Annotated in this window: 20 protein-coding genes; 9 read left to right on the top strand and 11 right to left on the bottom strand. The window is 63.0% G+C overall.

The window, feature by feature from the left end:
• Positions 1 to 22: 22 nt before the first annotated feature.
• Positions 23 to 1,111 carry a tRNA (uridine(54)-C5)-methyltransferase TrmA gene (gene trmA, locus Q8O69_RS05855; RefSeq protein ID WP_305590358.1) on the top strand — a complete coding sequence of 363 codons (1,089 nt, stop codon included), beginning with the start codon at positions 23 to 25 and terminating at the stop codon, positions 1,109 to 1,111.
• Between the two features lie 2 nt (positions 1,112 to 1,113).
• Here trmA and Q8O69_RS05860 read toward each other — a convergent pair whose 3' ends face one another.
• Positions 1,114 to 1,500 (bottom strand): DUF4345 domain-containing protein, encoded by a 387-nt coding sequence (locus Q8O69_RS05860; protein ID WP_275960620.1) that lies wholly within the window; start codon positions 1,498 to 1,500, stop codon positions 1,114 to 1,116.
• Between the two features lie 143 nt (positions 1,501 to 1,643).
• Between Q8O69_RS05860 and Q8O69_RS05865 the strand changes: the two genes are divergently transcribed.
• Positions 1,644 to 2,081 (top strand): DUF411 domain-containing protein, encoded by a 438-nt coding sequence (locus Q8O69_RS05865; protein ID WP_305590360.1) that lies wholly within the window; start codon positions 1,644 to 1,646, stop codon positions 2,079 to 2,081.
• A 76-nt stretch (positions 2,082 to 2,157) separates the two neighbouring features.
• A complete protein-coding gene (locus Q8O69_RS05870; protein ID WP_305590362.1) occupies positions 2,158 to 3,027 on the top strand; it encodes a neutral zinc metallopeptidase in 870 nt (289 codons plus the stop codon).
• Positions 3,028 to 3,222: 195 nt separating this feature from the next.
• On the opposite strand, the gene Q8O69_RS05875 is transcribed toward Q8O69_RS05870, so the two are convergent.
• Positions 3,223 to 4,110, bottom strand: a complete 888-nt coding sequence (locus Q8O69_RS05875; protein WP_275960617.1) for a PA4780 family RIO1-like protein kinase — start codon at positions 4,108 to 4,110, stop codon at positions 3,223 to 3,225.
• A 347-nt stretch (positions 4,111 to 4,457) separates the two neighbouring features.
• On the opposite strand from Q8O69_RS05875, the gene Q8O69_RS05880 reads away from it, so the two are divergent.
• On the top strand, positions 4,458 to 4,862 hold the full coding sequence (locus tag Q8O69_RS05880; protein ID WP_346015620.1) for a DUF2218 domain-containing protein: 405 nt from the start codon (positions 4,458 to 4,460) through the stop codon (positions 4,860 to 4,862).
• A gap of 3 nt (positions 4,863 to 4,865) precedes the next feature.
• On the opposite strand, the gene Q8O69_RS05885 is transcribed toward Q8O69_RS05880, so the two are convergent.
• Positions 4,866 to 5,756, bottom strand: a complete 891-nt coding sequence (locus Q8O69_RS05885; RefSeq protein WP_275960616.1) for a LysR family transcriptional regulator — start codon at positions 5,754 to 5,756, stop codon at positions 4,866 to 4,868.
• A gap of 100 nt (positions 5,757 to 5,856) precedes the next feature.
• On the opposite strand from Q8O69_RS05885, the gene Q8O69_RS05890 reads away from it, so the two are divergent.
• A complete protein-coding gene (locus tag Q8O69_RS05890; RefSeq protein ID WP_305590364.1) occupies positions 5,857 to 6,498 on the top strand; it encodes an NAD(P)-dependent oxidoreductase in 642 nt (213 codons plus the stop codon).
• Positions 6,499 to 6,523: 25 nt separating this feature from the next.
• Positions 6,524 to 6,805, top strand: a complete 282-nt coding sequence (locus Q8O69_RS05895; protein ID WP_305590365.1) for a DUF2218 domain-containing protein — start codon at positions 6,524 to 6,526, stop codon at positions 6,803 to 6,805.
• Here Q8O69_RS05895 and Q8O69_RS05900 read toward each other — a convergent pair whose 3' ends face one another.
• The 3 genes from Q8O69_RS05900 to Q8O69_RS05910 form a co-directional block, all read right to left on the bottom strand.
• Positions 6,806 to 7,996, bottom strand: coding sequence for an HD domain-containing phosphohydrolase (locus Q8O69_RS05900; RefSeq protein ID WP_305590367.1), 1,191 nt, complete (start codon positions 7,994 to 7,996; stop codon positions 6,806 to 6,808). It abuts the gene before it with no gap.
• 13 nt (positions 7,997 to 8,009) lie between these two features.
• Entirely contained in the window at positions 8,010 to 11,516 is a 3,507-nt protein-coding gene (locus Q8O69_RS05905; RefSeq protein ID WP_305590369.1) for a response regulator, read from the bottom strand.
• Positions 11,517 to 11,584: 68 nt separating this feature from the next.
• A complete protein-coding gene (locus Q8O69_RS05910) occupies positions 11,585 to 12,811 on the bottom strand; it encodes a hypothetical protein (RefSeq protein ID WP_305590371.1) in 1,227 nt (408 codons plus the stop codon).
• A 160-nt stretch (positions 12,812 to 12,971) separates the two neighbouring features.
• Between Q8O69_RS05910 and ada the strand changes: the two genes are divergently transcribed.
• Positions 12,972 to 14,012: a bifunctional DNA-binding transcriptional regulator/O6-methylguanine-DNA methyltransferase Ada gene (gene ada / locus Q8O69_RS05915; protein WP_305590525.1), complete on the top strand. Its 1,041-nt coding sequence runs from the start codon at positions 12,972 to 12,974 to the stop codon at positions 14,010 to 14,012.
• Between the two features lie 104 nt (positions 14,013 to 14,116).
• Here ada and Q8O69_RS05920 read toward each other — a convergent pair whose 3' ends face one another.
• The gene (locus tag Q8O69_RS05920; protein ID WP_305590373.1) at positions 14,117 to 15,394 is read right to left on the bottom strand and encodes an acetyl-CoA C-acetyltransferase; all 1,278 of its coding nucleotides are present in this window, start codon (positions 15,392 to 15,394) and stop codon (positions 14,117 to 14,119) included.
• Between the two features lie 301 nt (positions 15,395 to 15,695).
• Between Q8O69_RS05920 and Q8O69_RS05925 the strand changes: the two genes are divergently transcribed.
• A complete protein-coding gene (locus Q8O69_RS05925; RefSeq protein WP_305590375.1) occupies positions 15,696 to 17,051 on the top strand; it encodes a 3-oxoacyl-ACP reductase in 1,356 nt (451 codons plus the stop codon).
• Positions 17,052 to 17,193: 142 nt separating this feature from the next.
• Here the strand turns inward: Q8O69_RS05925 and speA are convergent, their stop codons facing one another.
• From speA to Q8O69_RS05945, 4 genes are all read right to left on the bottom strand, one after another.
• The gene (gene speA / locus Q8O69_RS05930) at positions 17,194 to 19,107 is read right to left on the bottom strand and encodes an arginine decarboxylase (protein WP_170049405.1); all 1,914 of its coding nucleotides are present in this window, start codon (positions 19,105 to 19,107) and stop codon (positions 17,194 to 17,196) included.
• 124 nt (positions 19,108 to 19,231) lie between these two features.
• A complete protein-coding gene (locus Q8O69_RS05935) occupies positions 19,232 to 19,603 on the bottom strand; it encodes a translation initiation factor Sui1 (RefSeq protein ID WP_305590527.1) in 372 nt (123 codons plus the stop codon).
• Positions 19,604 to 19,875: 272 nt separating this feature from the next.
• Positions 19,876 to 20,412: an NUDIX hydrolase gene (locus Q8O69_RS05940; protein ID WP_305590378.1), complete on the bottom strand. Its 537-nt coding sequence runs from the start codon at positions 20,410 to 20,412 to the stop codon at positions 19,876 to 19,878.
• Positions 20,413 to 20,415: 3 nt separating this feature from the next.
• Entirely contained in the window at positions 20,416 to 21,489 is a 1,074-nt protein-coding gene (locus tag Q8O69_RS05945) for a DUF2333 family protein (protein WP_305590380.1), read from the bottom strand.
• 308 nt (positions 21,490 to 21,797) lie between these two features.
• On the opposite strand from Q8O69_RS05945, the gene Q8O69_RS05950 reads away from it, so the two are divergent.
• A complete protein-coding gene (locus Q8O69_RS05950; protein ID WP_305590382.1) occupies positions 21,798 to 23,417 on the top strand; it encodes a PleD family two-component system response regulator in 1,620 nt (539 codons plus the stop codon).
• Positions 23,418 to 24,563 lie beyond the last annotated feature (1,146 nt).

The following is a 24,563-nucleotide window of genomic DNA, read 5'->3' on the forward strand; positions in this document are numbered from 1 at the left end:
TCCAATTTGAAAAGAGTCCCACATGAGCCGTTCCCAGTTCGATCCCGCCACCTACGCCGCCCAGCTTGCGGACAAGCAGCAGCGCCTGATCGAGCTGTTGGCACCCTTCGATGCGCCCGCCCCCGATGTATTCGAGTCGCCGCGCGAGCACTATCGCCTGCGCGCCGAATTCCGCCTGTGGCGTGAAGGTGAGGATCGCCACTACGCGATGTTCGAGGCCGGCGATAACCTCAACCCGATTTTCTTTGAAGATTTCCCTATCGCCAGCGTGCAGATCAATGCGCTGATGCCACGCCTGAAGGCCGCATGGCAGGCCAGCAGCGCCCTGAGCTTCAAGCTATTCCAGGTCGAGTTTCTCACCACCCTGGCCGGCGATGGGCTGATCACCCTGTGCTATCACCGCCCACTGGATGACGCCTGGCAGGCCGAGGCCGAGAAGCTCGCCAGTGAACTGCAGGTGAGCATCATTGGCCGCTCCAAAGGCAAGCGCATGGTTATCGGCAAGGACTATGTCGAGGAGAAACTGCAGGTCGCCGGGCGCACCTTCAGCTATCGCCAGCCGGAGGGCGCGTTCACTCAGCCCAACGGTGAGGTGAATCAGAAGATGCTCGCCTGGGCCTATGAGGTGCTGGGCGAACGCCAGGATGATCTGCTGGAGCTGTATTGCGGCAACGGCAACTTCACCCTGCCGCTGGCCACCCGCGTGCGCAAGGTGCTGGCCACCGAGATCAGCAAGTCCTCGGTGAATGCCGCCCTGGCCAACCTGGAGGACAACGGCGTGGATAACGTGACTCTGGTGCGCCTGTCCGCCGAGGAGCTGACCGAAGCCCTGAACGAGGTGCGGCCGTTCCGGCGCCTGGCTGGCATCGACCTGAAAAGCTACGACTTCGGCTGCGTATTCGTCGACCCGCCGCGCGCTGGCATGGACCCGGACACCTGCGAGCTGACCCGGCGCTTCGAGCGCATTCTGTATATCTCCTGCAACCCGGAGACCCTGGCCGCCAACATCGCCCAGCTCAGCGACACCCATAAAGTGACGCGCTGCGCGCTGTTCGACCAGTTCCCCTACACCCACCATATGGAATCGGGTGTATTGCTGGAGCGCCGTTAAGGTTAGAGGCGCTGCACACCACGCAGCGCCCAGAAGCACAGCCCCACCGAGACCACTTCCAGCAGCAGCGCGTAGAGGTTGAACGTCTGCTGCGCGCCGCCATCCAGCCACAGGCCGCCAATCCGCGCCAACGCCAGGGCGCTGTAGAGCAGCACCAGCAGGGTCAGCGCGGCGCGGGTCAGATCCAGCCGACTCAGCGACAGGCCGATAAACGCCGCCAGGCCCAGTTGCAGACCGCCGTAGAAGGCCCGCATATCAGTGGCCGCCGCCGGCGACATCAGCAGCATGCCGCTGAGGTTGGCCATTTCATGGGGACGAACAAAATAGGCCAGCCCCAGCCCCGCCAATGCCAACAGTTGAATCACCAGTACTACGCGTGCAAACAACATGGACAGCATCCTTTTCTTGGAATTTTAGAGCCCCGAAATCGAGCACGCAGCATAAGCCCCAGCCGCGCCTTTCGGAAATCGCCGGTGGTTAGCCAAGGCCGCCCGGCGCTATGCTCAGCCTTTCACCTGCCAGGAGTTACCCGATGCGCCAGCTGCTTGTTCTCGCCGGGCTGTTTGTCAGCAGCCTGAGTTTTGCCACCGAGCCCTTGACCATCGACGTACACCGCGATGCCAACTGCGGCTGCTGCAAGGCCTGGATCAGCCACCTGCAGGACAACGGTTTTAACGTGGTCGATCATGTCGAGGCCGACATGAGTGCGGTCAAACAGCGCCTGGGCGTGCCGCCGCGCCTGTCGTCCTGCCACACCGGGGTGATCAACGGCCAGTTTGTCGAAGGCCATGTACCGGCGGCCGACATCCTCAAAATGCGCAAACAACCCGACCTGCTCGGCGCGGCCGTGCCCGGTATGCCGGCCGGCTCACCGGGCATGGAATACGGCAATGTGCGCGACGCCTATCAAGTCATCGGCCTGGATAAACAGGGCGCAGAGCGGGTGATTAGCCAGTACCCCGCCAACTAAATAGCGCACGACTGCACTGGCGCAGCTCACGCCAGCGGACGACACTCAAGCTCGGCATACACACAGGACGATAGCGATGCGCTGGAAACGCGGAAGACGCAGTGACAACGTGGTGGATGCGCGCGGCAGCGGCTCACGCATGGGCGGCGGCAAGGGGTTGACCCTTGGTGGTGTGGCTATTGTGGTGATCGTCGGCCTGCTCAGCGGCCAGGACCCGATGCAGATCCTCGGCCAGCTGGCCGGGCAAGCCATGCAGGGCGGCTCGGTCAGTGCACCGCAAAGCTCAACGCAGGCGACCAATGACGAGCAGTCGGAATTCGTTCGCGCCGTGCTCGGCGATACCGAGGACACCTGGCGGGAAATATTCCAGGGCGCCAATCGGCAGTACAAAGACCCGACCCTGGTGCTGTTTCGCGGCGGGGTGAACTCCGCCTGCGGCTTTGCCAACTCGGCAGTCGGGCCCTTCTATTGCCCCGGTGATCAGCGGGTGTATATCGACCTGGCGTTCTTCCGCGAGCTGGAGCAACGCTTTGGCGCGGCCGGCGACTTTGCCCAGGCCTATGTGATTGCCCATGAAGTCGGCCACCACGTGCAGACCCTGCTCGGCGTCTCGGCCAAGGTCAATGCCGCCCGCCAGCGCGGCGAGCGGGTAGAAGGTGCCACCGGCCTGCTGGTACGCCAGGAGCTGCAAGCCGACTGTCTGGCAGGCGTATGGGCCTTCCACGGCCAACGCCGGCATGACTGGCTGGAGCCAGGCGATATCGAAGAAGCGCTAAACGCCGCCAACGCCATTGGCGATGACCGTTTGCAGAAGCAGGCCCGCGGCCAGGTGGTGCCGGACTCCTTCACCCACGGCACCTCGGAGCAACGCGTGCGCTGGTTCAAGACCGGTTTCGACGGTGGCGATGTCGGCCGTTGTGACACCTTTAAGGCCACACGGCTGTAACCCTAAGCACGACACGTAGGGTGGATGTCGCCTCACCCATCCACCACGCCGCATCCAGATGGTGGAATGAAAAAAGCGTCGGCTACGCGCCCCGATCCACCCTACAGGCTGAACCTTGGCAGGCCTGGATAACGGAAATAAAAAATGCCGCTTACCTGATCAGGTAAGCGGCATTTTTCTTAGCAGCGCTCTGGCCTATTGCGCCCAAGGCGGTGGCGGTTCTTCGCCCTTGGGTTCATCTTCGGCATTCAGCAGCGCCTGGCGGCGCGCTTCGTCGGCCAGGGCGGCCTTGATTTCGCGCATCACCGCGTCGATATCGGCTTCTTCTTCCGGGTCATCGAATTCACCGGTCAGCGGGCTTTCCGGAGTCAGTTCACCGGCCTCGTACAGCGCCCACATTTCCTTGGCGTACTTGGTGAACTTCAATTCCGGGGCGAACTGACCGAAGTAAGCGGACATGTTGCCGACATCACGTTCCAGCATCTTGAACGCATGGTTGTTGCCGGCTGCGTCCACCGCCTGCGGCAGGTCGATGATCACCGGGCCATCTGGATCAAGCAGTACGTTGAATTCCGACAGGTCGCCATGCACCAGGCCGGCGCAGAGCATTTTCACCACTTCATGAATCATAAAGGCGTGGAATTCGCGGGCATCATCCGGGTGCAGGTCGACATCATTGAGACGCGGCGCAGCATCGCCCTCGCCATCATCGACCAGCTCCATCAGCAGCACGCCTTCAAGGAAGTCATACGGCTTGGGCACCCGCACCCCGGCGTTGGCCAGGCGGAACAAGGCGGCAACTTCGGCATTCTGCCAGGCGTCTTCCTGGCCCTTGCGGCCGTACTTCGAGCCTTTGGCCATGGCCCGGGCATCACGGCTGTTGCGCACCTTGCGGCCTTCCTGGTACTCGGCGGCCTGACGGAAGCTGCGTTTGTTGGCTTCTTTATAAACCTTGGCGACGCGCAGTTCTTCGCCGCAGCGCACCACATAGACCGCGGCTTCTTTACCGCTCATCAGCGGGCGTATCACTTCATCGACCAGCCCGGCTTCGACCAGGGGCTCAATACGTTTTGGCGTCTTCATCAGCTTTAATCAGGGGTCCTGTGTTGCCCAAGTCGTATCTGCCGCCCGTTATACGGCAATCTTTACGCAGCGCCCACCCTCCTGTCAGCACGGCCCCTATTGTGGGGTATTACGCGCGCCTGCCTGGCGTGGCAAAAACCGCTCAAGCACGCCGGCTGGCGGTACTTTATGGACAGGCAAACCAAGCAAACCAGGCGTTACAAGCAAGCGCCCGATGCAACCAAAAGGGATTAAGCACTGTCCCATAGGCTACATAATTGCCAGTCGCACATGCATTAACGCACTGGACCTGACTTTACCCCGCGAAGGCGCTTTGCCTGAGCCAGCAGTGATTGGGGGAGATAACCATGAAACGCGCCCAATCTGGCACCAGCAGCATGACCCAGAACCCTGCCCTCTACCCGCGCGACGCACTGGACAGCCTAGCCGCCCAGCGCCATGCCCACCCTGAGCGCTGCAACGGCATCAGCGCGCCGTGCATTGCCTCCAGCTATGTCGCCACCACCACGCCGGCGCGTTATATCAGCCGCCTGTGTACCCAGTTCGCCCACAAGCTGCCGGTCAGTTTCGATGAGCACCACGGCCGCATCGAATTCGCCTTCGGCCTTTCGCATCTGCATGCCGACCGAACCGGCCTGCATATCACCGCCTTGAGTCATAACCCGCAAGACCTGGACAAGCTCAAGCACCTGATCGCCGCACATTTCGAGCGTTTTGCCTGGCAGGCGGAGCTGAGCCTCGACTGGCAATAGCAGTCAGGGCGCCAACAGGTGCTGGCGTAGCGCTTCGATGGCATAGCGCACCTTGGCCGGTTGCGCATCGCGGCGCGGCGTCACCAGGTAGATACCGAATGGCGGCATACGCCAGTGCGGCAGCAGCTCGCGCAGGCTGCCATTGGCCAACTCCTCGCGCACTTCCTGCTCCGGCTGCAGCGACACGCCCATGCCGGCCAAGGTGAAATGGCGCACGGCAAGGATGTTGTTGCAGCCCACCCGGCTTTCCACCCGCAGCTTCTCCACCTGGGCATGCGGCCCGTGCAGCTCCAGCACATTGAACGCGCTCTCGACATGCAGAATCAGCCAGTCCAGGCCGATCAGATCCTGCGGCTGATTGATTGGCGGCTTGCGCAGCAGGTAGGCCGGCGCAGCGCACAGCAGCATGCGCGTATCACCGATATGCCGAGCCACCAGGCTGGAATCCTCCAGATGGCCGACCCGGATGGCCAGATCGATGCGCTGCTCGACCAGATCGACCTGCTCATCATGGAAAAACAGCTTGAGGCTCAGGCCACTATGCGCCTGCAACAGCGGCGCCAGCGCCGCGCTGAGCCGTCGCCCAGAAAACCCCACGGGCGCGGCAATGCGCAGCTCGCCCACCGGCGCATCGCGCAATTCGGCCAGGCGCTGCTCGGCCTGCTGCGCCAGCGCCAGCACCTGGGCGCAGCTCTGGTAGAAGGTCGCGCCTGCCTCGGTCAGGGTCAGCTTGCGCGTAGTTCGGTGCAGCAAGCTGACCTGGGTGCTGTCTTCCAGTTTGCGAATCTGCTGGCTGACCGCCGAGGCGGTCATGCCGAGCACCTCGGCCGCCGCCACCATGGAGCCACGATCGACCACGGTGGCGAACACCGCCATGCGCTTTAACTGCTCCATTCATAAGCCCTGCTTAATAGTTAAAGCCTTTTTAGCCTATTTTTCTGAGCTTTACCCAGCTGCGATTATCTCTCGCACTTAATCCCACCTGGAGACACCCATGAAACTCGCTCTGATCGGTGCCAGCGGCTTTGTTGGCGCAGCTGTTCTGCAAGAAGCCCTGGACCGTGACCACCAGATCAGCGGCATCGTCCGTGATCCCGCGAAACTGCCGCAGCACGCAGCACTGACCGCAGTGGCCGGCGATGCCTACAACGCCGAGGCATTGGCCGAGCAACTCAAGGGCCATGACGCAGTGATCCACGCCTTCAACCCGGGTTGGGGCACGGCGGATATTCGCGAGCGTTTTATCCAGGGCAGCCAGGCGATCATCGCCGCCAGCAAACAAGCCGGCGTGCAGCGCCTGCTGGTGGTCGGCGGCGCGGGCAGCCTGTATGTGGCGCCGGGCCTGCAGCTGATCGACACCCCGGACTTTCCCGCTGAATACAAGGAAGGTGCCGAAGGCGCGCGGCAGACCCTCAACCTGCTGAAGACTGAAACCGCTCTGGCCTGGAGCTTTATCTCGCCGCCCGCGCTGTTGCAACCCGGTGCGCGCAGCGGTCAGTTCCGCATTGGCGGCGAGCAGCTGCTGATGAATGGCGATGCCCCGGCGCAGATCTCTGTGGCTGACCTGGCCGTGGCCATCATCGATGAGCTGGAGCGCCCGCAACACCTGCGCCAGCGCTTTACCGTCGGCTACTAAGCCACGCATTAATGAGGAGAAACCCATGCAACTGAACGCCAGCGCCTATGTCGCTACAGACACACCGGCCCGCTATATCAGCCGGCTGTGCAAACACTTCGCCCACAAGATCCCAGTGAGTTTCGATGAGCAGCAGGGGCGTATCGAGTTCGACAGCGGCCTGGCCCTGCTGCAGGCCGAGGCAGAGGGTTTGCGCCTGAGCGTGCAAAGCGCCAGCAGTGAAGGCCTGGAAAGCCTGAAGAAGGTAGTCACCAGCCACTTCGAACGCGTTGCCTGGCAGGCCGAGCTAAGCCTCGACTGGCAGTGATCAATCCGCTGGCAGAGTCAGCTCGATGCTTTCCCCCAGTGATTCATCCAGGCGCTGCAGCTCGGCGTGAATCGCCGCGGCGTCGTCGGCCAGGCGCTGGGCGATGTTGGCGAAGTCATCGGCGGCTTCAATAAAGGCCAGCACCACCGAGGGATCGAAGCGCGTACCGCTGGCCGCGCTGATCTGCTTGAGCGCGTCGGCGTGGCTACATGACGGCCGGTACAGGTGGTGGCTGGTCAGCTCTTCATAGGCACCGACCACCGCCATCAGCCTGGCCGTCAGCGGAATCTGTTCGCCCAGCAAGCCCTGCGGATAGCCGCTGCCGTCCCAGCATTCATGCTGGCTATAGACGATATCGCGGGCATCGCGCAGAAAATCGGTGACGTTGTTGCTCAGCTTGGCTTCAGCGGCCAGCAAGGCATCACGCCCGGCTTCGGTGTGGCGGTGCAGCAGTTGCAGATCCTCGCCCTGCAGCTGCTGGTTCGGATTGAGCAGTATGCGATCCGGTAGCACCAGTTTGCCGATGCCATGCAGCAATGCCGACTTGCCCAGTTGAGTGATGCGTTCGCGGTTCAACTCATCAACCAGCGCCGGCTGCTGATGGGCCAGCGCCGTGGCCAGGGTGGTCATATAGGGCTCGATACGCGCCAGGTGCTTGCCGCAGGGGTTATCGCGCATGGCTGCAAGGCTGGCCATGGCCTCGATGGTGACCTCCTGCAGGCGCTGCATATCGCGGGTGCGACGGCGTACTTCCAGCTCCAGGTACTCACTCTTGTCGCGCAGAAAATCCGCGCTGGCCTTGAGCTGCAAATGCGCGTGTACGCGGGCGAGCACCAAGGGCGGGCTGATCGGCTTGGTGATGTAGTCCACCGCGCCGAGGTCAAAGCCGTGCTGCTCGTCAGCCACCTCGGTCTTGGCGGTGAGAAACACCACCGGAATATCCGCCGTGGCCGGGTTGAGCTTGAGCAGGCGGCAGACTTCGTAACCGTCCATCTCCGGCATCATGATGTCGAGCAGGATCAGGTCCGGCTGCTGGCTGCCGGCGGCGATGCGCAACGCCTTGACGCCACTGCTGGCGACCTTGACCCGGTAGCTGCCGAGCAGCAGCCCGCTCATCAGTTCGAGGTTTTCCGGGGTGTCGTCCACCACCAGCACCAAGGCCTGATCCGGCCGGTCGAGTATGTTGTCCATCACCACTCCCCACTCATAGTGTCAGTTGCCGTTGCCCGGCTGCGGCCTGCAGCAGCGCCAGCGCCTGTTCGAAGTCAAACCCACGCACCGCTGCAGCCAGCGCCGCGTATTCACTAGTAAAGGCGCTGCGCAGCAGTTCGGCCTGCTCATCGAAGAGTTTTCCGGCGCGCGGGTCGTCCTCGGCGAACAGCCGCTGCAGCTGCCGACACAGTTGCAGCAACTGCTCGGTATCCACCGCCTGCAATTCGTGCGGCGGCGCGGCAGGAAATTGTGCGTTGATCGCCGCCACCAGGGCTTCCAGGCTCTGCTGCAACTCGGCCAGCAGGCCATCCAGTTCATCGTGGCGGGCATCCTTGATCGCGCTCTCCAGAGCCGCCGCCTGGGCCGCCAAATCTGTCGCCCCGAGGTTACCGGCCAAGCCCTTGAGGCTGTGGGCCAGACGCTCGGCGCTTTCCTGCTGATTGGCCGCCAGCGCGGCGCGCAACTGCGCGGGGAAATCCCCCTGACTGGCGACAAACTTACCGAGCAGGCGCTGGTACAGCTCGCGCTTACCCAGCACCCGGCGCAGGCCGCTGTCGATATCCACCCCCGGCAGCTGCCAGTCCACGGCCGCCTCGGCTACGCGGGGCGACTCAGCCAGCGACTCGGCCTGGATCGGCATCCAGCGCGACAGGCTGTGCCACAGCTCGTTCGGCTCAATCGGTTTGCCCAGGTGATCATTCATCCCCGCCGCCAGGCAGCGCTCGCGGTCTGCGGGCATGGCATTGGCGGTCATGGCGACGATTGGCAGCTCAGCAAAGCGCGGCTCGCGGCGGATCGCCTCGGTAGTCGCGATGCCGTCCAGCACCGGCATCTGCATATCCATCAGCACCAGGGCGTAATAGCCGTCGGCATGACTGCGCAGCAGCTCCAGAGCGATACCGCCGTGCTCGGCCTGATCGATCTGCAAACCGCTTTCCTGCAGCAAGCCGCAGGCCACTTCGCGGTTCAGCTCGTTGTCTTCCACCAGCAGCACGCGCAATGAGCTGAAATTGGGAATCTGCTCACCCGCCGGCAAGCGCGCAAACCCCTGCTCCGGCCCCGCGCCAGCCAGGCAGCGGATCAGCGCATCGAACAGCAACGAAGGGTTGAGCGGCTTGAGCAACACATCCTCGACACCGACCTTCTCCGCCCCCAGCAGCACTTCCTCACGGCAATGGGCGGTGACCATCAGCAGGTGCGGCGGCGGTTGCAGGTTGAGTTCACGCACCCGACGCAGGGTTTCGATGCCATCCATGCCGGGCATCTGCCAGTCAACCAGCAGCACCTCGAACGGCTCACGCTGCAGACTGGCCTGTTGCACCTGCTGCAAGGCAGCCAGGCCCGAGGCCACGGCGTCGACGCGAAAGCTCATGCTTGCCAGCATGTCGTGCAGCACCTGGCGCGCGCTGTCGTTGTCATCCACCACCAGCACCTTGCGCCCATGCAGATCTGCCTGTGGCAGCAGCCGTTGGGTTTGCTCGCGGGCAATGCCCAGCGGCACCCGGCACCAGAACAGACTGCCCTGCCCCGGCTGACTTTCGACCCCAACACTGCCGCCCATGGCCTCGGCCAGGCTTTTACAGATGGCCAGCCCAAGGCCGGTACCGCCGTATTTGCGTGTGGTTGAGGTATCGGCCTGCTGGAAGGACTCGAACAACCGGCCCATCTGCTCCGGCGTCAGGCCGATGCCGGTGTCGCGCACACCGAGGTAGAGCAGCACCTGCTCGGCGTCGCGCTGCTCGACGCGTAGGATCACTTCGACCTCGCCCTGCTCGGTGAACTTCACCGCATTGTTGGCGTAGTTGATCAGGATCTGCCCGAGGCGCAGCGGGTCGCCGACCAGTTGTTGCGGCAGCTGCGGATCGAGGTTGAACACCAGCTCCAGGCCCTTGGCCGCGACCTTGTCGCCGATCAGGTTGGCGAGGTTTTCCAGCACCTGTTGCAGACCGAAATCGATGCGTTCGATGATCAGCTTGCCGGCCTCGATCTTCGAGAAGTCGAGGATGTCGTTGATGATCCCCAGCAGGTGCTGCCCGGATTGCTGAATTTTGCCCAGGTAATCACGCTGGCGCGGGTTCAGCTCGGTTTTCAGCGCCAGGTGCGACATGCCGATAATCGCATTCATCGGTGTGCGGATTTCGTGGCTCATATTGGCGAGAAAGTCCGACTTCAGCCGCGCCGCCTCTTCGGCCAGTTCCTTGGCCTCGGCCATGGCCTGCTCCGCCTGCTTGCGCGCGGTGATGTCGCGGCTGATGCCCACCAGGCCGAGCAACTGGCCCTGCTCGTCATAGAAGGTGGTGCGCAACGTATCGAAGATCACTCGCCGGCCATCCGGGTAGAGCGAGTAGCCCTCGCTTTCAAACGGCTGCGTCTGGCTTCTGGCGATGCGGTCATGCTCGGCGCGCGAGGCAGCCCAGGCCGGATCGAGCAGCGCTTCGTCACGCTGGCCCTGCACCGCCTCGCTGGGCCGGCCGAACAGCGTGGCGCAGGCCTGATTGATGCCGACATAACGGCCGTCGACATCCTTGAACCAGATCGGATCGGGAATCGCGTTGATCAACGCCAACAAGGTGCTGCGCTGGCGGCTGGCTTCAGCCTCGGCGCGTTGGCGCTCGGCGATCTGCACGGCCAGGCGGCGGTTCCATACCAGCACGAAAATCACCAGCACCAGCAGGCCAAGCAGATAAGGCCAGCCCACGGCCAGCAGGCGCCGCCAGTTGAACACGGTCAGCGGCGGCAGCCAGCGCTCCTTGATCGCTTCCTGCTCGGTATCGCTCAGGTCACTCATGGCCAGGTTGAGCAGGCCGACCAGCTGTGGCCAGTCCTGGCGCACGGCAAAACGAAACTCGCTGGCGGACAAGCCGGTTTCGCCGCGCAGTTCCAGGTTGGTCAGGTTCAACTCGCGGATCAGATAGCTGGCCACGATCATATCGCCCACATAGGCATCGGCGCGCCCGGACGACACCGCGCGCAGCGCCGCCTCGGTGTCGCCGACTTCAAGCAATTGCACGCCCTCGACCTGCTCACGCAGCGCCTGCTGCAACGCATAACCGCGCTCGATGGCCACGCGCTTGCCGGCCAGGTCTCGCAGGCGCTGCACCGTCAGCTCGCTGCGGGTAAAGATCAGGCTGCTGCTGGTCAGATAAGGCTCGCTGAAGGCCATAAAGGCTTCGCGCTCGGCGGTTTTGGCCACCGAGGGCAGCAGGTCGACCTGGCCACTGCGCAGGGCTTGCAGCGCGCCCTCCCAGTCGTCCATCAGCACCGGCTCAAAACGCAGGCCCAGGCGTTGACCGAGCAGCGCCAGGTAGTCGCCACTGATGCCGCGATGCTGGCCGTGTTTGTCCAGCACATCAAAGGGTGGCCAGCCGCTGCGCTCGATGCCCACCCGGATCACCCCGTGCTCGGCGATCCAGGCGCGCTGCTGTTGGTTCAGCGACAGCGCCGCCACCACCGAGGTGGGCAGCAGGCAAAACAGCAACAGGCAGCAGAGGCGCGACATGGCGGCATCCTTGCGGGCGATCAGGTGTTCTTCAGCTTAGAACCTACGCGGGGACTCGCGAGCCGCGCTTAGGGCAGGTTGTCACCGAAGGCCGTTTCGATATTGATGCCCAGGCTGATTACCCCCAACAGCGTGCCCGTATCGGGGTCGTAAAGCGGTGCCGAAACCTTGCTCTGAAAGCTCTGCGTCGAGCCGTCATATTCAATCGCGCCCACATGGACCTCACCGCTGGGCAGCAGCGCGGCACGCTGAAAGTCCACTTCATCGGCCTGCCAGTAATCGCTGGTAACTTCGCTAATGGCGACCAGTTGGCCACTGGCATCGCTGATAAAAATCTCGTTGAACAGCGGCGAGTATTGTTTGGCGATACCGGCCAACAACTGTGACGGGCGCAGGTTGAGCGTGCGGCGGATCAGCGGTTTTTCCTCAAGGATGCGCTCGCGCCGCCATTGCCGGTCCAGCTCCTGAATACGCTCATGGCTGTTGTCGCGCTGCTGCGCCTCACGCAACGCGGTGAGCAGGTCCGCATGCAGCCCCCAACGCGCCACATGCTGCGTGGCCAGTTGGTGCAGATAGGCCTGCTCGGCCTGGCTGAGTTCGGTGCTGGCGGGCGCGCAGTTTTCCACCTGGCGGTTGAAAGCCTTGAGAAAATCCGGATGCTCATCGACAAAGGTCTTGGAAAAATACACCCCCAGCGGTGAATAGCGGACAAAGCGCTGATGCAGCTTCTGCTTGTCCTGAATCTGCTGCAGGGTGCTGTGCATGGCGTTGCTGTCGGCCAACAGCATATTGATGCGGCCATGGCGGAGCATTTCCACCAGCTGCTCCAGGCGCGGCACCTTCTGTTCCACCGGGATACCGCGGGATTCCAGCCAGATCATGCTGTTGCTACCCAGGACATTGCCGATTTTCAGCTGCTTGTCCCAGATAGGCAGGTTGAGCAGGCTGGGGTCCAGCGCATACCAGTACCATTTCTCGATCAGCAGCGGCGCCGAGAGCACCGCATAGCCGTCTACCAGGCTATTGGGTGCCGAGCTGAAGAAGCCATCGGCGATCTGTCGGCTGACGTTGAGCCGGGCGCGCTGCAGTGAAGTCAGCTGAATCTGATAGGGCTGCTGCATGCGGTTAAAGATGCATTCGAGCACCGTGACCGACAGCCCGCCAAGCTGGCCATCGACCACCACTTGGTAGGGCTCTTCAAAACTGGTGTCGAGGCGCACCGGCACCGGCGGTTGCGCCGCGGCGCAGACGCTGGCCAGCACCAGCAGCAGCCCCATATGGCGCAGTCTGATCATTGCCCTCTCCTTGCGTGTGCGCCGTGGCGGATGCAAGGAGTCTAGGCCAGCTTGGCTAAGTCGCCGTGCGCCAGCTTGCGACCGCTTTGAAAGTCAGATGTGGATTGGCAGACCGCCAACCGCAGCCGACAATCAGCCCATGTCTATTGAGGATCGCGCCATGCTTGATGCCGAGCGCTGCTGGCAAGCCGTATGCGAACGTGATGCCGCGCAGGATGGCCGCTTTGTATTTGCCGTGCGCAGCACCGGTATCTATTGCCGGCCCAGTTGCCCGGCGCGGCGGCCCCGGCGCGAGAACGTCAGTTTCCATGCCGATGCTGAGGCAGCTGCAGTTGCGGGCTTTCGCCCATGCAAACGCTGCTCGCCGCAGGGCCAGAGCCCGGCCGAACAACTGGATACGCTGGTGGTGGCGGCCTGTGAGCTGCTCGATAACAGTGAGCAACCGCTGACCCTCGCCCAGCTGGCCGCGCGCATTGGCCTGTCTCCTTCGCACCTGGCGCGCGCCTTCAAGGCGCGTACCGGGCTGACACCCAAAGCCTGGAGCGCGGCGCAACGCCGCGCGCGTCTGGAGCAACAGTTGCCGGCAGCAAATAGCGTGCTGGATGCCGCACTGAGCGCCGGCTACTCCGGTACCCGCGCGCTGTATCAGCAGCCGGCGTCCCTGAGCCCGGCGCAACGGCGCAAACAGGCCGCCGGCGAACGGCTGCGCTACAGCATCGCGCCCTGCACGCTCGGCCACTTGCTGCTGGCCAGCAGCGCCAAGGGCATCTGCGCCCTGCTGTTTGGCGACGACCCGGCTGCGCTGCAAAGTGAACTGCAGCAACGCTTTGCTGCAGCCGAGCTGCAGGTGGATAACCCGGGCTTGGGCGATAGCTTGCGCCAGGTGCTGGCGCAGATCAGCGAACCGCAGCGCGCCGCCCAGCTGCCGCTGGATATTCGCGGCACGGCGTTTCAGCAACAGGTGTGGCGCGCCCTGCAGCAGATTCCGCTGGGGCAGACGCGCAACTACGCCGAACTGGCCGCGCAACTGGGCAGCCATCCACGCGCCATCGCCCGCGCCTGCGCCAGCAACCCTTTGGGCTTACTGGTGCCCTGCCATCGGGTGATCGCCAGCAACGGCAGCCTCAGTGGCTACCGCTGGGGCCTGGCACGCAAGGCGGCGCTGCTTAAGCAGGAAGCCAGCCCCCCGCTCGAGCAATAAAAAACCGGAATAAAAAAAGAGCGGCGCCACTATGAGTGGTGCCGCTCCAAATCACGGAGTTGCATACATCAGTACCCGCACAACGTGCGAATACCGCTGTTTGATTACTTTTCCAGGATTGCAGTCACACCTTGACCGCCGGCGGCGCAAATCGAGATCAACCCACGGCCTTCCTGCGCCACCGAAAGCAGCTTGGCCAGGTTGGCGACGATGCGCCCGCCGGTCGCAGCAAACGGGTGACCAGCAGCCAGAGAGCTGCCCTTGACGTTCATCTTGCTGCGGTCGATGGCACCCAGCGGCGCAGCCAGGCCGAGGCGGGTTTTGCAGTAGTCGGCGTCTTCCCAGGCTTTGAGGGTGCAGAGCACCTGGGCGGCGAAGGCTTCGTGGATTTCGTAGTAATCGAAGTCCTGCAGGCTCAGTTTGTTGCGCGCCAGCAGCCGCGGCACGGCATAGGCCGGGGCCATCAACAAGCCCTCCTTGCCGCCGACAAAATCCACTGCCGCTGCTTCACCGTCCTTCCAGTAAGCCAAAATCGGCAGACCACGGGCCTTGGCCCAGTCTTCGCTGGCCAGCAGCACCAGAGACGCGCCATCGGTCAGTGGCGTCGAGTTGGCGGCGGTCATGGTGCCGCGCGGGCTGCGCTCGAAGCAGGGTTTGAGGGTGGCGAGTTTTTCCAGGCTGATATCGGCGCGCAGGTTCTGGTCGCGGGTCAGGCCACGGAATGGCGTGAGCAGATCATCGTGCCAGCCTTCGGCATAGGCAGCAGCGAGTTTCTGGTGGCTGGCCACGGCCAATTGGTCCTGCTCGTCACGCGGGATGGCCCAGGTCTGCGCCATCAACTCGCAATGCTCACCCATCGACAGCCCGGTACGCGGTTCGCCGTTGCGCGGAATGGCCGGGGCCAGATGGCGCGGGCGAATCTGCAGCAAGCTCTTGATCTTCTCGCCAGTGCTTTTGCCGCGATTGGCCTGCAGAAGAATCTTGCGCAGCCCCTCGTTGACCCCAATCGGCGCATCCGAGGTGGTGTCAACACCACCGGCGATGCCGCACTCGATCTGCCCGAGGGCGATCTTGTTGGCCACCAGCAGCGCCGCTTCCAGGCCAGTGCCGCAAGCCTGTTGCAGATCATAGGCCGGGGTTTCCGGAGCAAGACGCGAGCCCAGCACGCACTCGCGGGTCAGGTTGAAGTCGCGCGAATGCTTGAGCACTGCGCCAGCCACCACCTCGCCGAGGCGTTCGCCGTGCAGGTTGAAACGCTCGACCAGGCCATCCAGCGCGCTGATCAGCATCTCCTGGTTGCTCGCGGTGGCGTAGACGGTATTGGAGCGGGCGAACGGAATACGGTTGCCACCGACAATGGCGACGCGGCGCGGCTGGGTCATGGATGACTCCTGAACAAGGAATTGATCTGAGAATCTGTTCAAAGTCTCGCGAGCTAGAGTCCTGCAAGGCAAAAACAGGCGAGGAAGCGGAGTGTACTTTTGTACATGAGCATTCCGAGCCTGTTTTTAACGCCGCAGGGCCGACGCGCAGCAGACTTTTAATGAATGGCGCACAGGCTAACCTGTCGCAGCAGTGTGGCATTGGCCGCCTTGCCAGTGCAGCAGGCGATGCGGTCAATTGCGCATTTCTGCTGCCTGCGTAGAGTGGGCGCACTTTTGATCCATGCGCAGGAGCTGCCCCATGTCCGACCGTTATCTCGCCTTTGCCAACTCCACGTCCGGTCGCCGCCTGGTGAGCGCACTCGGCTTGCCGGCACCGTTGCTGCTGGAGCGCTGGATGGCCGGGCGCAGCCGACCGGTCGACGGCGCCCTGCTTCTGGGCGGCGAAGGCAGCCTGACCAGCGCCGTAATGCCCTTTGCCAACAAACTGACTGACGCATTGTTCGCCGCCCGCGAAGGCCAGCTCGAACTACCGCGCTGGACTGCCGAGCACGGCCCCAAGCTCAAGGCGCTGGTGTTCGACGCCAGCGGGCTAACCCGCTTCGAACAGCTGATCGAGCTGCGCGATTTCTTCCAGCCGGCGTTCAAGGGCCTGGATAAATGCCCGCGTGTGGTAATCCTCGGCCGCGCCCCGGAATCGTTGAAAGACCCGATTGCCGCCAGCGTGCAGCGCTCCCTGGAAGGCTTTAGCCGCTCACTGGGCAAGGAAATCCGCCGTGGCGGTAATGTGCAGCTGATCTACGTCGGCAAGGGCGGCGAGACGCAACTGGAAGGCGCGCTGCGCTTCTTCCTCTCGCCGAAAAGCGCCTATGTCTCCGGCCAGGTACTGCGCCTGAATGCCTGTGGCGAGCAGGTCAAGGACTGGACTCGGCCACTGGCCGGCAAAAAGGCCCTGGTCACTGGTGCCTCGCGCGGCATCGGCGCGGCCATCGCCGAGACCCTGGCCCGCGACGGTGCCGAGGTGGTGCTGCTGGACGTGCCGCCGGCCAAGGATGCCTTGGATGCCCTGGCCGCACGTTTGGGCGGGCGCGGCCTGGCCCTGGACATCTGCGCCGAGGACGCCGCCGCGCAGCTGGTCGAGGCACTGCCGGACGGCATCGATATCGTCGTACACAACGCCGGCATCACCCGCGACAAGACCCTGGCGAAGATGAGCGATGCGTTCTGGAACTCGGTGATCAACGTCAACCTCAATGCCCCGCAGGTGCTGACCCAGGCGCTGCTGGACGCTGGCAAGCTGCACGACAACGGTCGCGTGGTACTGATCGCCTCGATCAGCGGCATCGCCGGCAATATGGGCCAGACCAACTACGCGGTGAGCAAGGCCGGGGTAATCGGCCTGGCGCAAGCCTGGGCACCGACACTGGCCAAGCGCGGCATCAGCATCAACGCGGTGGCGCCCGGCTTTATCGAAACCCAGATGACCGCCGCCATCCCATTGACCATCCGCGAAGCCGGCCGGCGGATGAACTCCATGGGCCAGGGCGGCCTGCCGCAGGACGTCGCCGAAGCCGTGGCCTGGTTCGCCCAACCCGGCTCGGGCGCCGCTACCGCGCAAGTGCTGCGCGTATGCGGGCAGAGCCTGCTTGGGGCCTAATCGCCGTCAGCAGATAGCAAAAGGCCCCGCAGTGCGGGGCCTTTTGCTATTCCAAGGTAGCCCGGATGCAATCCGGGACGCTGTATTGCCGTCAAAACCTTTCCCGGATTACATCCGGGCTACGGGCACAGCGCCTGACCGATCAGGACGACAGGTAGGACGAACGGGTCAGCCCCAGACGCAATGCGTCGAGGAACTGGGTGCGTTCGCGCGGGCTGATCTTGGCGCTGGCGACCTTGTCGCGGTAGTGGTTCATCAATTCCTCCGGCGACAGGTGCACGTAGCGCAGCATGTCCTCGATGGTGTCGTGGGTCTCGATACCGGCGTGGTACACGCTGCCATCGGCGTTCTGGTAGATGTTCACCGAGTCGGTGTCACCGAACAGGTTGTGCATATCGCCGAGAATTTCCTGGTAGGCACCAACCAGGAAGATGCCCAGCAAGTAGTCCTCACCCTCACGCACTTCGTGCACCGGCAGACTGGTCTCGATGCTCTGCTCGTCGACGTACTGACGGATCTTGCCGTCGGAGTCGCAGGTCAGGTCCTGCAGCACGGCGCGGCGCAGCGGCTCTTCGTCGAGACGATTGAGCGGCAGAATCGGCAGCACCTGGCCGATGGCCCAGGTGTCCGGCAGGCTCTGGAATACCGAGAAGTTGCAGATGTACTTGTCGGCCAGCTTGTCGTTGAGCTCATCGAGCACCTGACGGTGCGAGCGCTGACGGGCTTTGAGCGAGTTGTGCAGGCGACGGCAGACGGCGAAGTAGCACTGCTCGGCCAGGGCTTTTTCGGTCAGGCTGAGTTTGCCGTCAGCGTACTGGGTGGCCACGTCACTCATATAGTGGGTGGCGCGCCAGTAGGTCTCGGTGACCATCTCGATATCGGTCGGGCCAAGCAGCTCGACCAGGTAACGCACGGTTTCCGGCAGGCTGGTGACGTCTTCGATCTTGGGGATCTCGTCGTTGTGCTTTTCCACGTCAGTGACCTGCACCACCAGCATGGCGTGGTGCGCAGTCAGCGAGCGGCCGCTTTCCGAGAAGATGTGGGGATGCGGCAGCTCCTGGGCATCGCAGAACTCTTTGAGCATGCCGACCACGACACCGGCGTAGTCGTCCATGTCGTAGTTGATTGAGCTGGCGTTACGCGAGTGGGTGCCGTCGTAATCCACACCCAGGCCGCCGCCGACATCGATATGGTCAACCGGCAGGCCCAGCCCACGCAGCTCGCCGTAATAGCGGATGGCTTCCTTGAAGCCGTGCTGGTAGTCGGACAGGTTGGCGATCTGCGAACCCATATGGAAGTGCAGCAGGCGGATGCCCTGATCCAGCTTGGCCGCACGGAAGCGCTCGACCACCGACAGCAGCTGCGCCGCCGACAGACCGAATTTGGACTTCTCACCACCGGTGTCAGCCCACTTGCTCGATGCCAGCGACGACAGGCGCACGCGCAGACCGATCTGCGGCGCGACCTTGAGTTCGGCCGCCTCGTCGATCACCAGCTGCACTTCGGATTCTTTCTCGATCACGATAAACACGTTGTGGCCGAGCTTCTGCCCCATCAGCGCCAACTTGATAAATTCGCGATCTTTATAACCATTGCAGACGATGGTGCCGCCCTTCGGCGCCAGCGCCAGCACGGCCATCAGCTCCGGCTTGGAGCCGGCTTCCAGGCCGATGGAAACGTTCTGCGTGGCGATGATGTTTTCCACCACCGCTTCCTGCTGGTTGACCTTGATCGGATACAACGCGGTGTACGGGCTCTGGTATTCCAGGCGCGCGATATTCGCGTCGAAGGCGCCGGTCAGCTGGCGTACGCGGTCTTGCAGAATGTCCGGAAAACGCACCAGCAGCGGCAGCGACAGGCCGCTGGAACGCAGCTCATCAATCTGCTCGTAGAGGTCAATCGGCGTGCTTTGCGGACCATTCGGGCGCACCTCGACACGGCCCTTGTCATTGATCGCGAAATAACCCGCGCCCCAATGGCGAATGCCATAGACGCTGCGGCTGTCCGCTACGGTCCACTGGCTGCCGTCATCTTTACGTGTGCGTCGTGCAGACATCGATGTCTCCCTTGCTGGCGATAGTGGCCTTGGCACAGCCAAGACGCGTACAGATTAAAGTCTGGAAATGACGATTACTCAGCTGTGACCTGTAGCCCGCTGAGTAAGTTTAGAAAAGACGGGATCAGCCGCCGGACTTCTTGGCTTTAAAACCGTGCTTGACCAGCTCTGCAATCAGCAGCTCGACGTGGTCGCCCTGAATCTCGATCACTCCATCCTTGAGCGAACCGCCGCAGCCGCAGCGTTTCTTCAAAGCGCTGACCAGATCCTTGAGCGGCTCTTCGGCCAATGGCACGCCACTGATGGTGGTCACCGTCTTGCCGCCGCGACCTTTGGTCTCACGGCGCACGCGGGCGATGCCATCACCTTCGGGGATCAGGGTCTGTTTGCAGATGCAGGCGTCCACCGGCTGGCTGCAGTCCGGGCAATGCCGGCCGCTGTCGGTGGAATACACAAGGCCGCTGAGCGCGGCAAATGAGGAAGCTTTCTTGACCACCGGTTTGTCCTCGAAGGGGTCAGGATAGCGACTGGTCGACACCTGTTTGGCGTGTCGACCGCGAAGCCCCACTCTGGCAGGGGCAGCGCACCCTGGCGATACACGGCCAGGGCTTGAAGGCCGCGCAGTGTAACGGCAAAAAACGCAGCTGCTAAGTGTAAAAATGCGCCATTAATCGGCGGATTGGCGACGTTGTTCAGGATGCCGAACAAAACGTCCAGATATCCTGCACAAAGCCAGGGCTGACGCGGGATTTGGCCGTTATTAAGGGCTTAGCGAGTGGCTGCCAAATAGCGCTGCAAGGCGGCCAACGAGTCGGGGCAATACGGCAGGTGCTGCGTCTCGGCCAATGCCTCGTCGATGGAGATAAAGCGCGCCTCCAACACTTCCTCGGGCTGCAAGCGCAGCGGTGCATCGGACACCGCCGAGTAGGCCATACACCACAGGCGGCTTTCTGGTGCGTCGTAGAGGAAATGCGCATGCTCGACCAGCGGCGCATCTTCGATACCCAGCTCTTCAGCCAGTTCGCGCGCGGCGGATTCGGCATAGCTTTCGCCTTCCAGCACCATGCCGCCGGCCGCCACATCCCAATAACCCGGATACAGCGCCTTGCTCAGGGTGCGGCGGTGCACGCAGAGTAGGCCAGCACTGTTGAACAGCAGAATATAGGTGCCGCGCCCGAGCAGATGCCGCGCGCGCAGCTCGCTGCGCAACACACCGCCCAGCGGACGATCCTCCTCGTCGACCCAGGCGATGCGCTCAGCATCGGAGGCAGCGCGGTGCGCCACCTCGGCTTCGGACCAGGCCACCGCTTAACCCTGCGACAGCAGTTGGCGCAGGTCGATCAGCCCGGCATTGGCGCGCGAGATGTAGTTGGCCATCACCAACGAGTGGTTGGCCAGCAGGCCATAACCGCTGCCGTTGAGGATCATCGGGCTCCACAGCGGCTCCTGCGCGGCCTCCAGCTCACGAATGATCTGGCGCACGCTGACGGTGGCGTTCTTCTTCGCCAGCACATCGGCAAAATCCACCTCGATGGCGCGCAGCAAATGGGCCAGCGCCCAGGCCTGGCCGCGGGCTTCGTAGAACACGTTGTCGATCTGCAGCCATGGCGTCTCGTAGTTCACGCCTTCGATAAAGTCGGCTTGCGCCACGCTCTCGGCCAGCGCTGGATCAACCACTGCAGTATTCAGACGCACCTGACCGACACTCGCCGACAGACGCTGCGACAGCGAACCCAGACGCGTGGCGGCATCGCCCAGCCAGTTGTTCAGGTTGTCGGCGCGGGTATAGAACTGCGCATTGGACTGACTCGGATCGGCAAGGCGAGCCAGGTAGCGATCCAAGGACTTGATGCCTTCGGCGTATTCGGCCTCGGAGGCCGGCAGCGCCCAACTCTTGTTGTCGAAGTGAAAGCGCGGCTCAGCTTTAGCCAAGTCAGGGTCTTCAGTGGATTGCGACTGCGAGCGGGTGAAGTCCTTGCGCAGCGCGCGCGACATATCACGCACCTGCACCAGCACGCCAAACTCCCAGCTCGGCATATTGTCGAGCCACAGGCCCGGCGGCGCGAGGTCGTTGGACAGGTAACCGCCCGGTTTGTCGAGCAAAGTGTTGGCCACTTGCTTGAGGGTTTCCGCAGTGGTGTAACCATTCACCAGCTTGTGTCCGCGGGCCTGGGAAGCCGCCTCGGCGCGCTGCTGCACGGAGAATTGCGCCGGTTCCTGACTCCAGTACCAACCGACCACCAGCGCCACAACCAGGTAAAGCCCGAGTAGACCAGCAGCCGTACGGACAGCCAGGTTTCCCGTCGATTTACTCTGTGAGGCGGTAGCGGCACCTGCCGCGCTATCACGCGTTTCGGCAGTTCGATTCTTCCAATCCAGCATGGCAATGTCCTTTTGTTACCCAAGTAGCAAGCTCGCGACCGGACTGCACAACCCGGTGGCTGTTGGTTCGACCACAACCCTCAAGCAGGGTTGCGCAACTGCCTTGCACTATAAGGGAAGCGCGACCGACTGCGCAGCGGCGAACGGCAAACTTAGCGCCGGTTAAGCCGATTACGTATCTGTGATGCCATAGACAGAAGGCCGACGCCAATAGATCGACGGCACTCGCAATATTTCAAACGAGTGTTAGCATTGCTAGCACTAAGCCATCATCCGCAGCCCTGCGCTGCGCCAATCGAAACCGGGCCATGATCGAGCAAGAAGACCCCAGCCGCGACCGACTCAAGCAGCACTTCGCCCAGCGCGTGATCAATCAGGCGCGTCAGGTATTGGAAGTCTGGCAGCGCCTGCAGCGCAGTGAGTGGAACGAAGCCGGCATGGGTGAACTGCGCGAGGCAACGGAATTGCTACAGCGCTATGCCGAGCGCTTCGATCAGGCCGAGCACAGCCAGCTGGCCCAGGAAATCGACAACTGCCTGCAACTGGTGGCCGACAACCGTGGCCGCCTCAATAGCGAACTGATCAGCCAGCTCAACCAGCTGCTGCAGCGCCTGTCACGCACCGGCCTGCGCCACGGCGACCGTTTTGAGCAAACCGTGCTGCCGCCGCTGCGCAAACCGGTGTACTTGGCGCTGCAGCATCTGGAGCGCGCCGAACAGCTGGTGCAGCGCCTGGAATTCTTCGGCATGAACGCCATCGCTCTGGACAGCGCCAATGCGTTTCGCAACGCCATGCGCGAGCGCCACCCGGCGGCGATTCTGATGGAAGTCGACTTCTCCGGCCCAGGTTGCGGCCTGCTCCTGGCGAAAAGTGTGCAGGAAGGTCTGGAACACCAGATCCCGCTGCTGTTCTTCAGCCCTGAAGACACCGACACCATGACCCGCCTGTCTGCGGTGCGCGCCGGTGGCCAGGAGTTCTTCACCGGCAGCCTGGACGCCTCGAACCTGTTCGAGCGCATCGAAGTGCTGACCAACGTGTCGCAGTACGAACCCTACAAGGTGCTGATCATTGACGACTCGCGGGCCCAGGCCACGCACACCGAGCGCGTGCTCAACAGCGCCGGCATCGTCACCCGCACCCTGATCGAGCCGATCCAGGCCATGAGCCATCTGGCCGATTTTCAGCCGGACCTGATCATCCTCGACATGTACATGCCCGAATGCAACGGCCCGGAACTGGCCCAGGTGATCCGCCACAATGACCGCTATGTCAGCGTGCCGATCATCTACCTGTCCGCCGAAGACGACCTGGACAAGCAGCTCGACGCCATGAGCGAAGGCGGTGACGACTTCCTAACCAAACCGATCAAGCCACGTCATCTGATCGCCACCGTGCGCAACCGCGCTGCCCGCGCGCGCAGCCTCAAGGCGCGCATGGTGCGTGACAGCCTGACCGGGCTGTACAACCACACCCACACCCTGCAATTGCTCGAAGACGCACGCTTTCGCGCCGAGCGCGACGGCCAGCCGCTGAGCTTTGCGATGATCGACATCGACTTCTTCAAGAAGGTCAACGACACCTACGGCCACCCCATGGGCGACCGGGTGATCAAAAGCCTGGCGCTGTTTCTCAAACAGCGCCTGCGCAAAAGCGACCATATCGGCCGTTACGGCGGTGAAGAATTTGCCGTGGTGATGCCCGACACCGACGCCGAATCGGCGCGCCGAGTGCTCGACGAAATCCGCCAGCGTTTCGCCGAAATCCAATATTCGGCGCAGCCCCATGACCTGTCCTGCACCTTCAGCTGCGGCATCGCCCAACTGGCGCCGCAACTGGACGGCAAACTGCTCTCGCAACAGGCCGACCAGGCCCTGTATGTGGCCAAGCACGGCGGGCGCAACCAGGTGGCGATCTACCAGGGCGACTGAGCGCGCTCGCCCTGAAGCACCTGCGTCATCACCAGCCACCCGGCAGAAAACTGTGACGCAGTCCGCGTCGTCATATTACGGTCACGAAAAAGCAATAAATTCTGAGGCTTAGCTGCCGCCCTGACGCATCTGTCGGCGGCCGGAACCGTTCGTAGTCGGTCGAGCCCTATGCGCCTGAAATCCCTTACCAACCTCAATACCCTGCTGCTGGTCACCGTTTGCGTGGCCCTGGCCGTTACCCTCTGGTGGTCGCAACGCGCCCTGGAACGCCCTTATCTGCTGATGGCGCGCTACCTGAGCCTGTCCCAGCAATTCCAGGGCGAAGCCGCGCAAAACATCAGCGCCTATTTGGAAAGCGGCGACGCCCTGCGCCACAGCGCCGCCCTGCAATCGCTGGACAGCCTCGAACAGGCCATGGCCGAACTGCCCACGCAACTGGCGGCCAACCTGCGCCCCAGCCTCGCCGAACTCAAAGCCTTTAGTGCCAACGAGCTGCTGGCCGCAGGCAAACTCTCCGCCGACCCGCAAGGCCTGCTGCTACAAGCCGAGCGGGAAATGGACGCAGCGCTGGAGCAGCTCGCGCAATACGCCGACAGCGGCGAAGCCAATGCCGCAGCCAATTACCGTAGACCGTTGTTTAGCGCGGCACGCCATCTCACCCGCCTGGCCCATGCCCGCGACAAGCTGGTGCGCAGCGGCCGTAGTGAGCTGGCCAGCGAGGTTGAGCGCGAACTGGCAGCCCTGAGCAAACAAGCGCAGGCGCTTGGCGATTTGCCGCTGCTCGGCGTGGCCGACGCCAGCCAGTCGTCCAGCGATTCGTTTGCCGACCTTCTGGGGCTGGATGCCAGCAGCGAGAGCAGCCAAGCCGAAGATCGTGGCATTGCCCTCAAACGCGACCTGGCCAACCTGATCAGCCGCTACCCGGCCGAGCTGCAACGCACCCGCAGCCTGATCGAACAACGCAGCACCCTGGCCAACAGCACGCGCACGCAGATCGATCAGGTGCAGCAGGCGCTGGCCGCGCTGGAACCCTTGGTGCGCGCCGAGCACGGGCGTATCCAGGGCGAAGTGCAGCTGATCCTCGGCCTGATGATCGGCCTGATTCTGCTGATTGCGCTGATCATCGACACCATCCAGCGCCGCCTC

The sequence above is a fragment of the Pseudomonas sp. genome (genome assembly GCF_030690725.1).
Taxonomy (GTDB): domain Bacteria; phylum Pseudomonadota; class Gammaproteobacteria; order Pseudomonadales; family Pseudomonadaceae; genus Aquipseudomonas.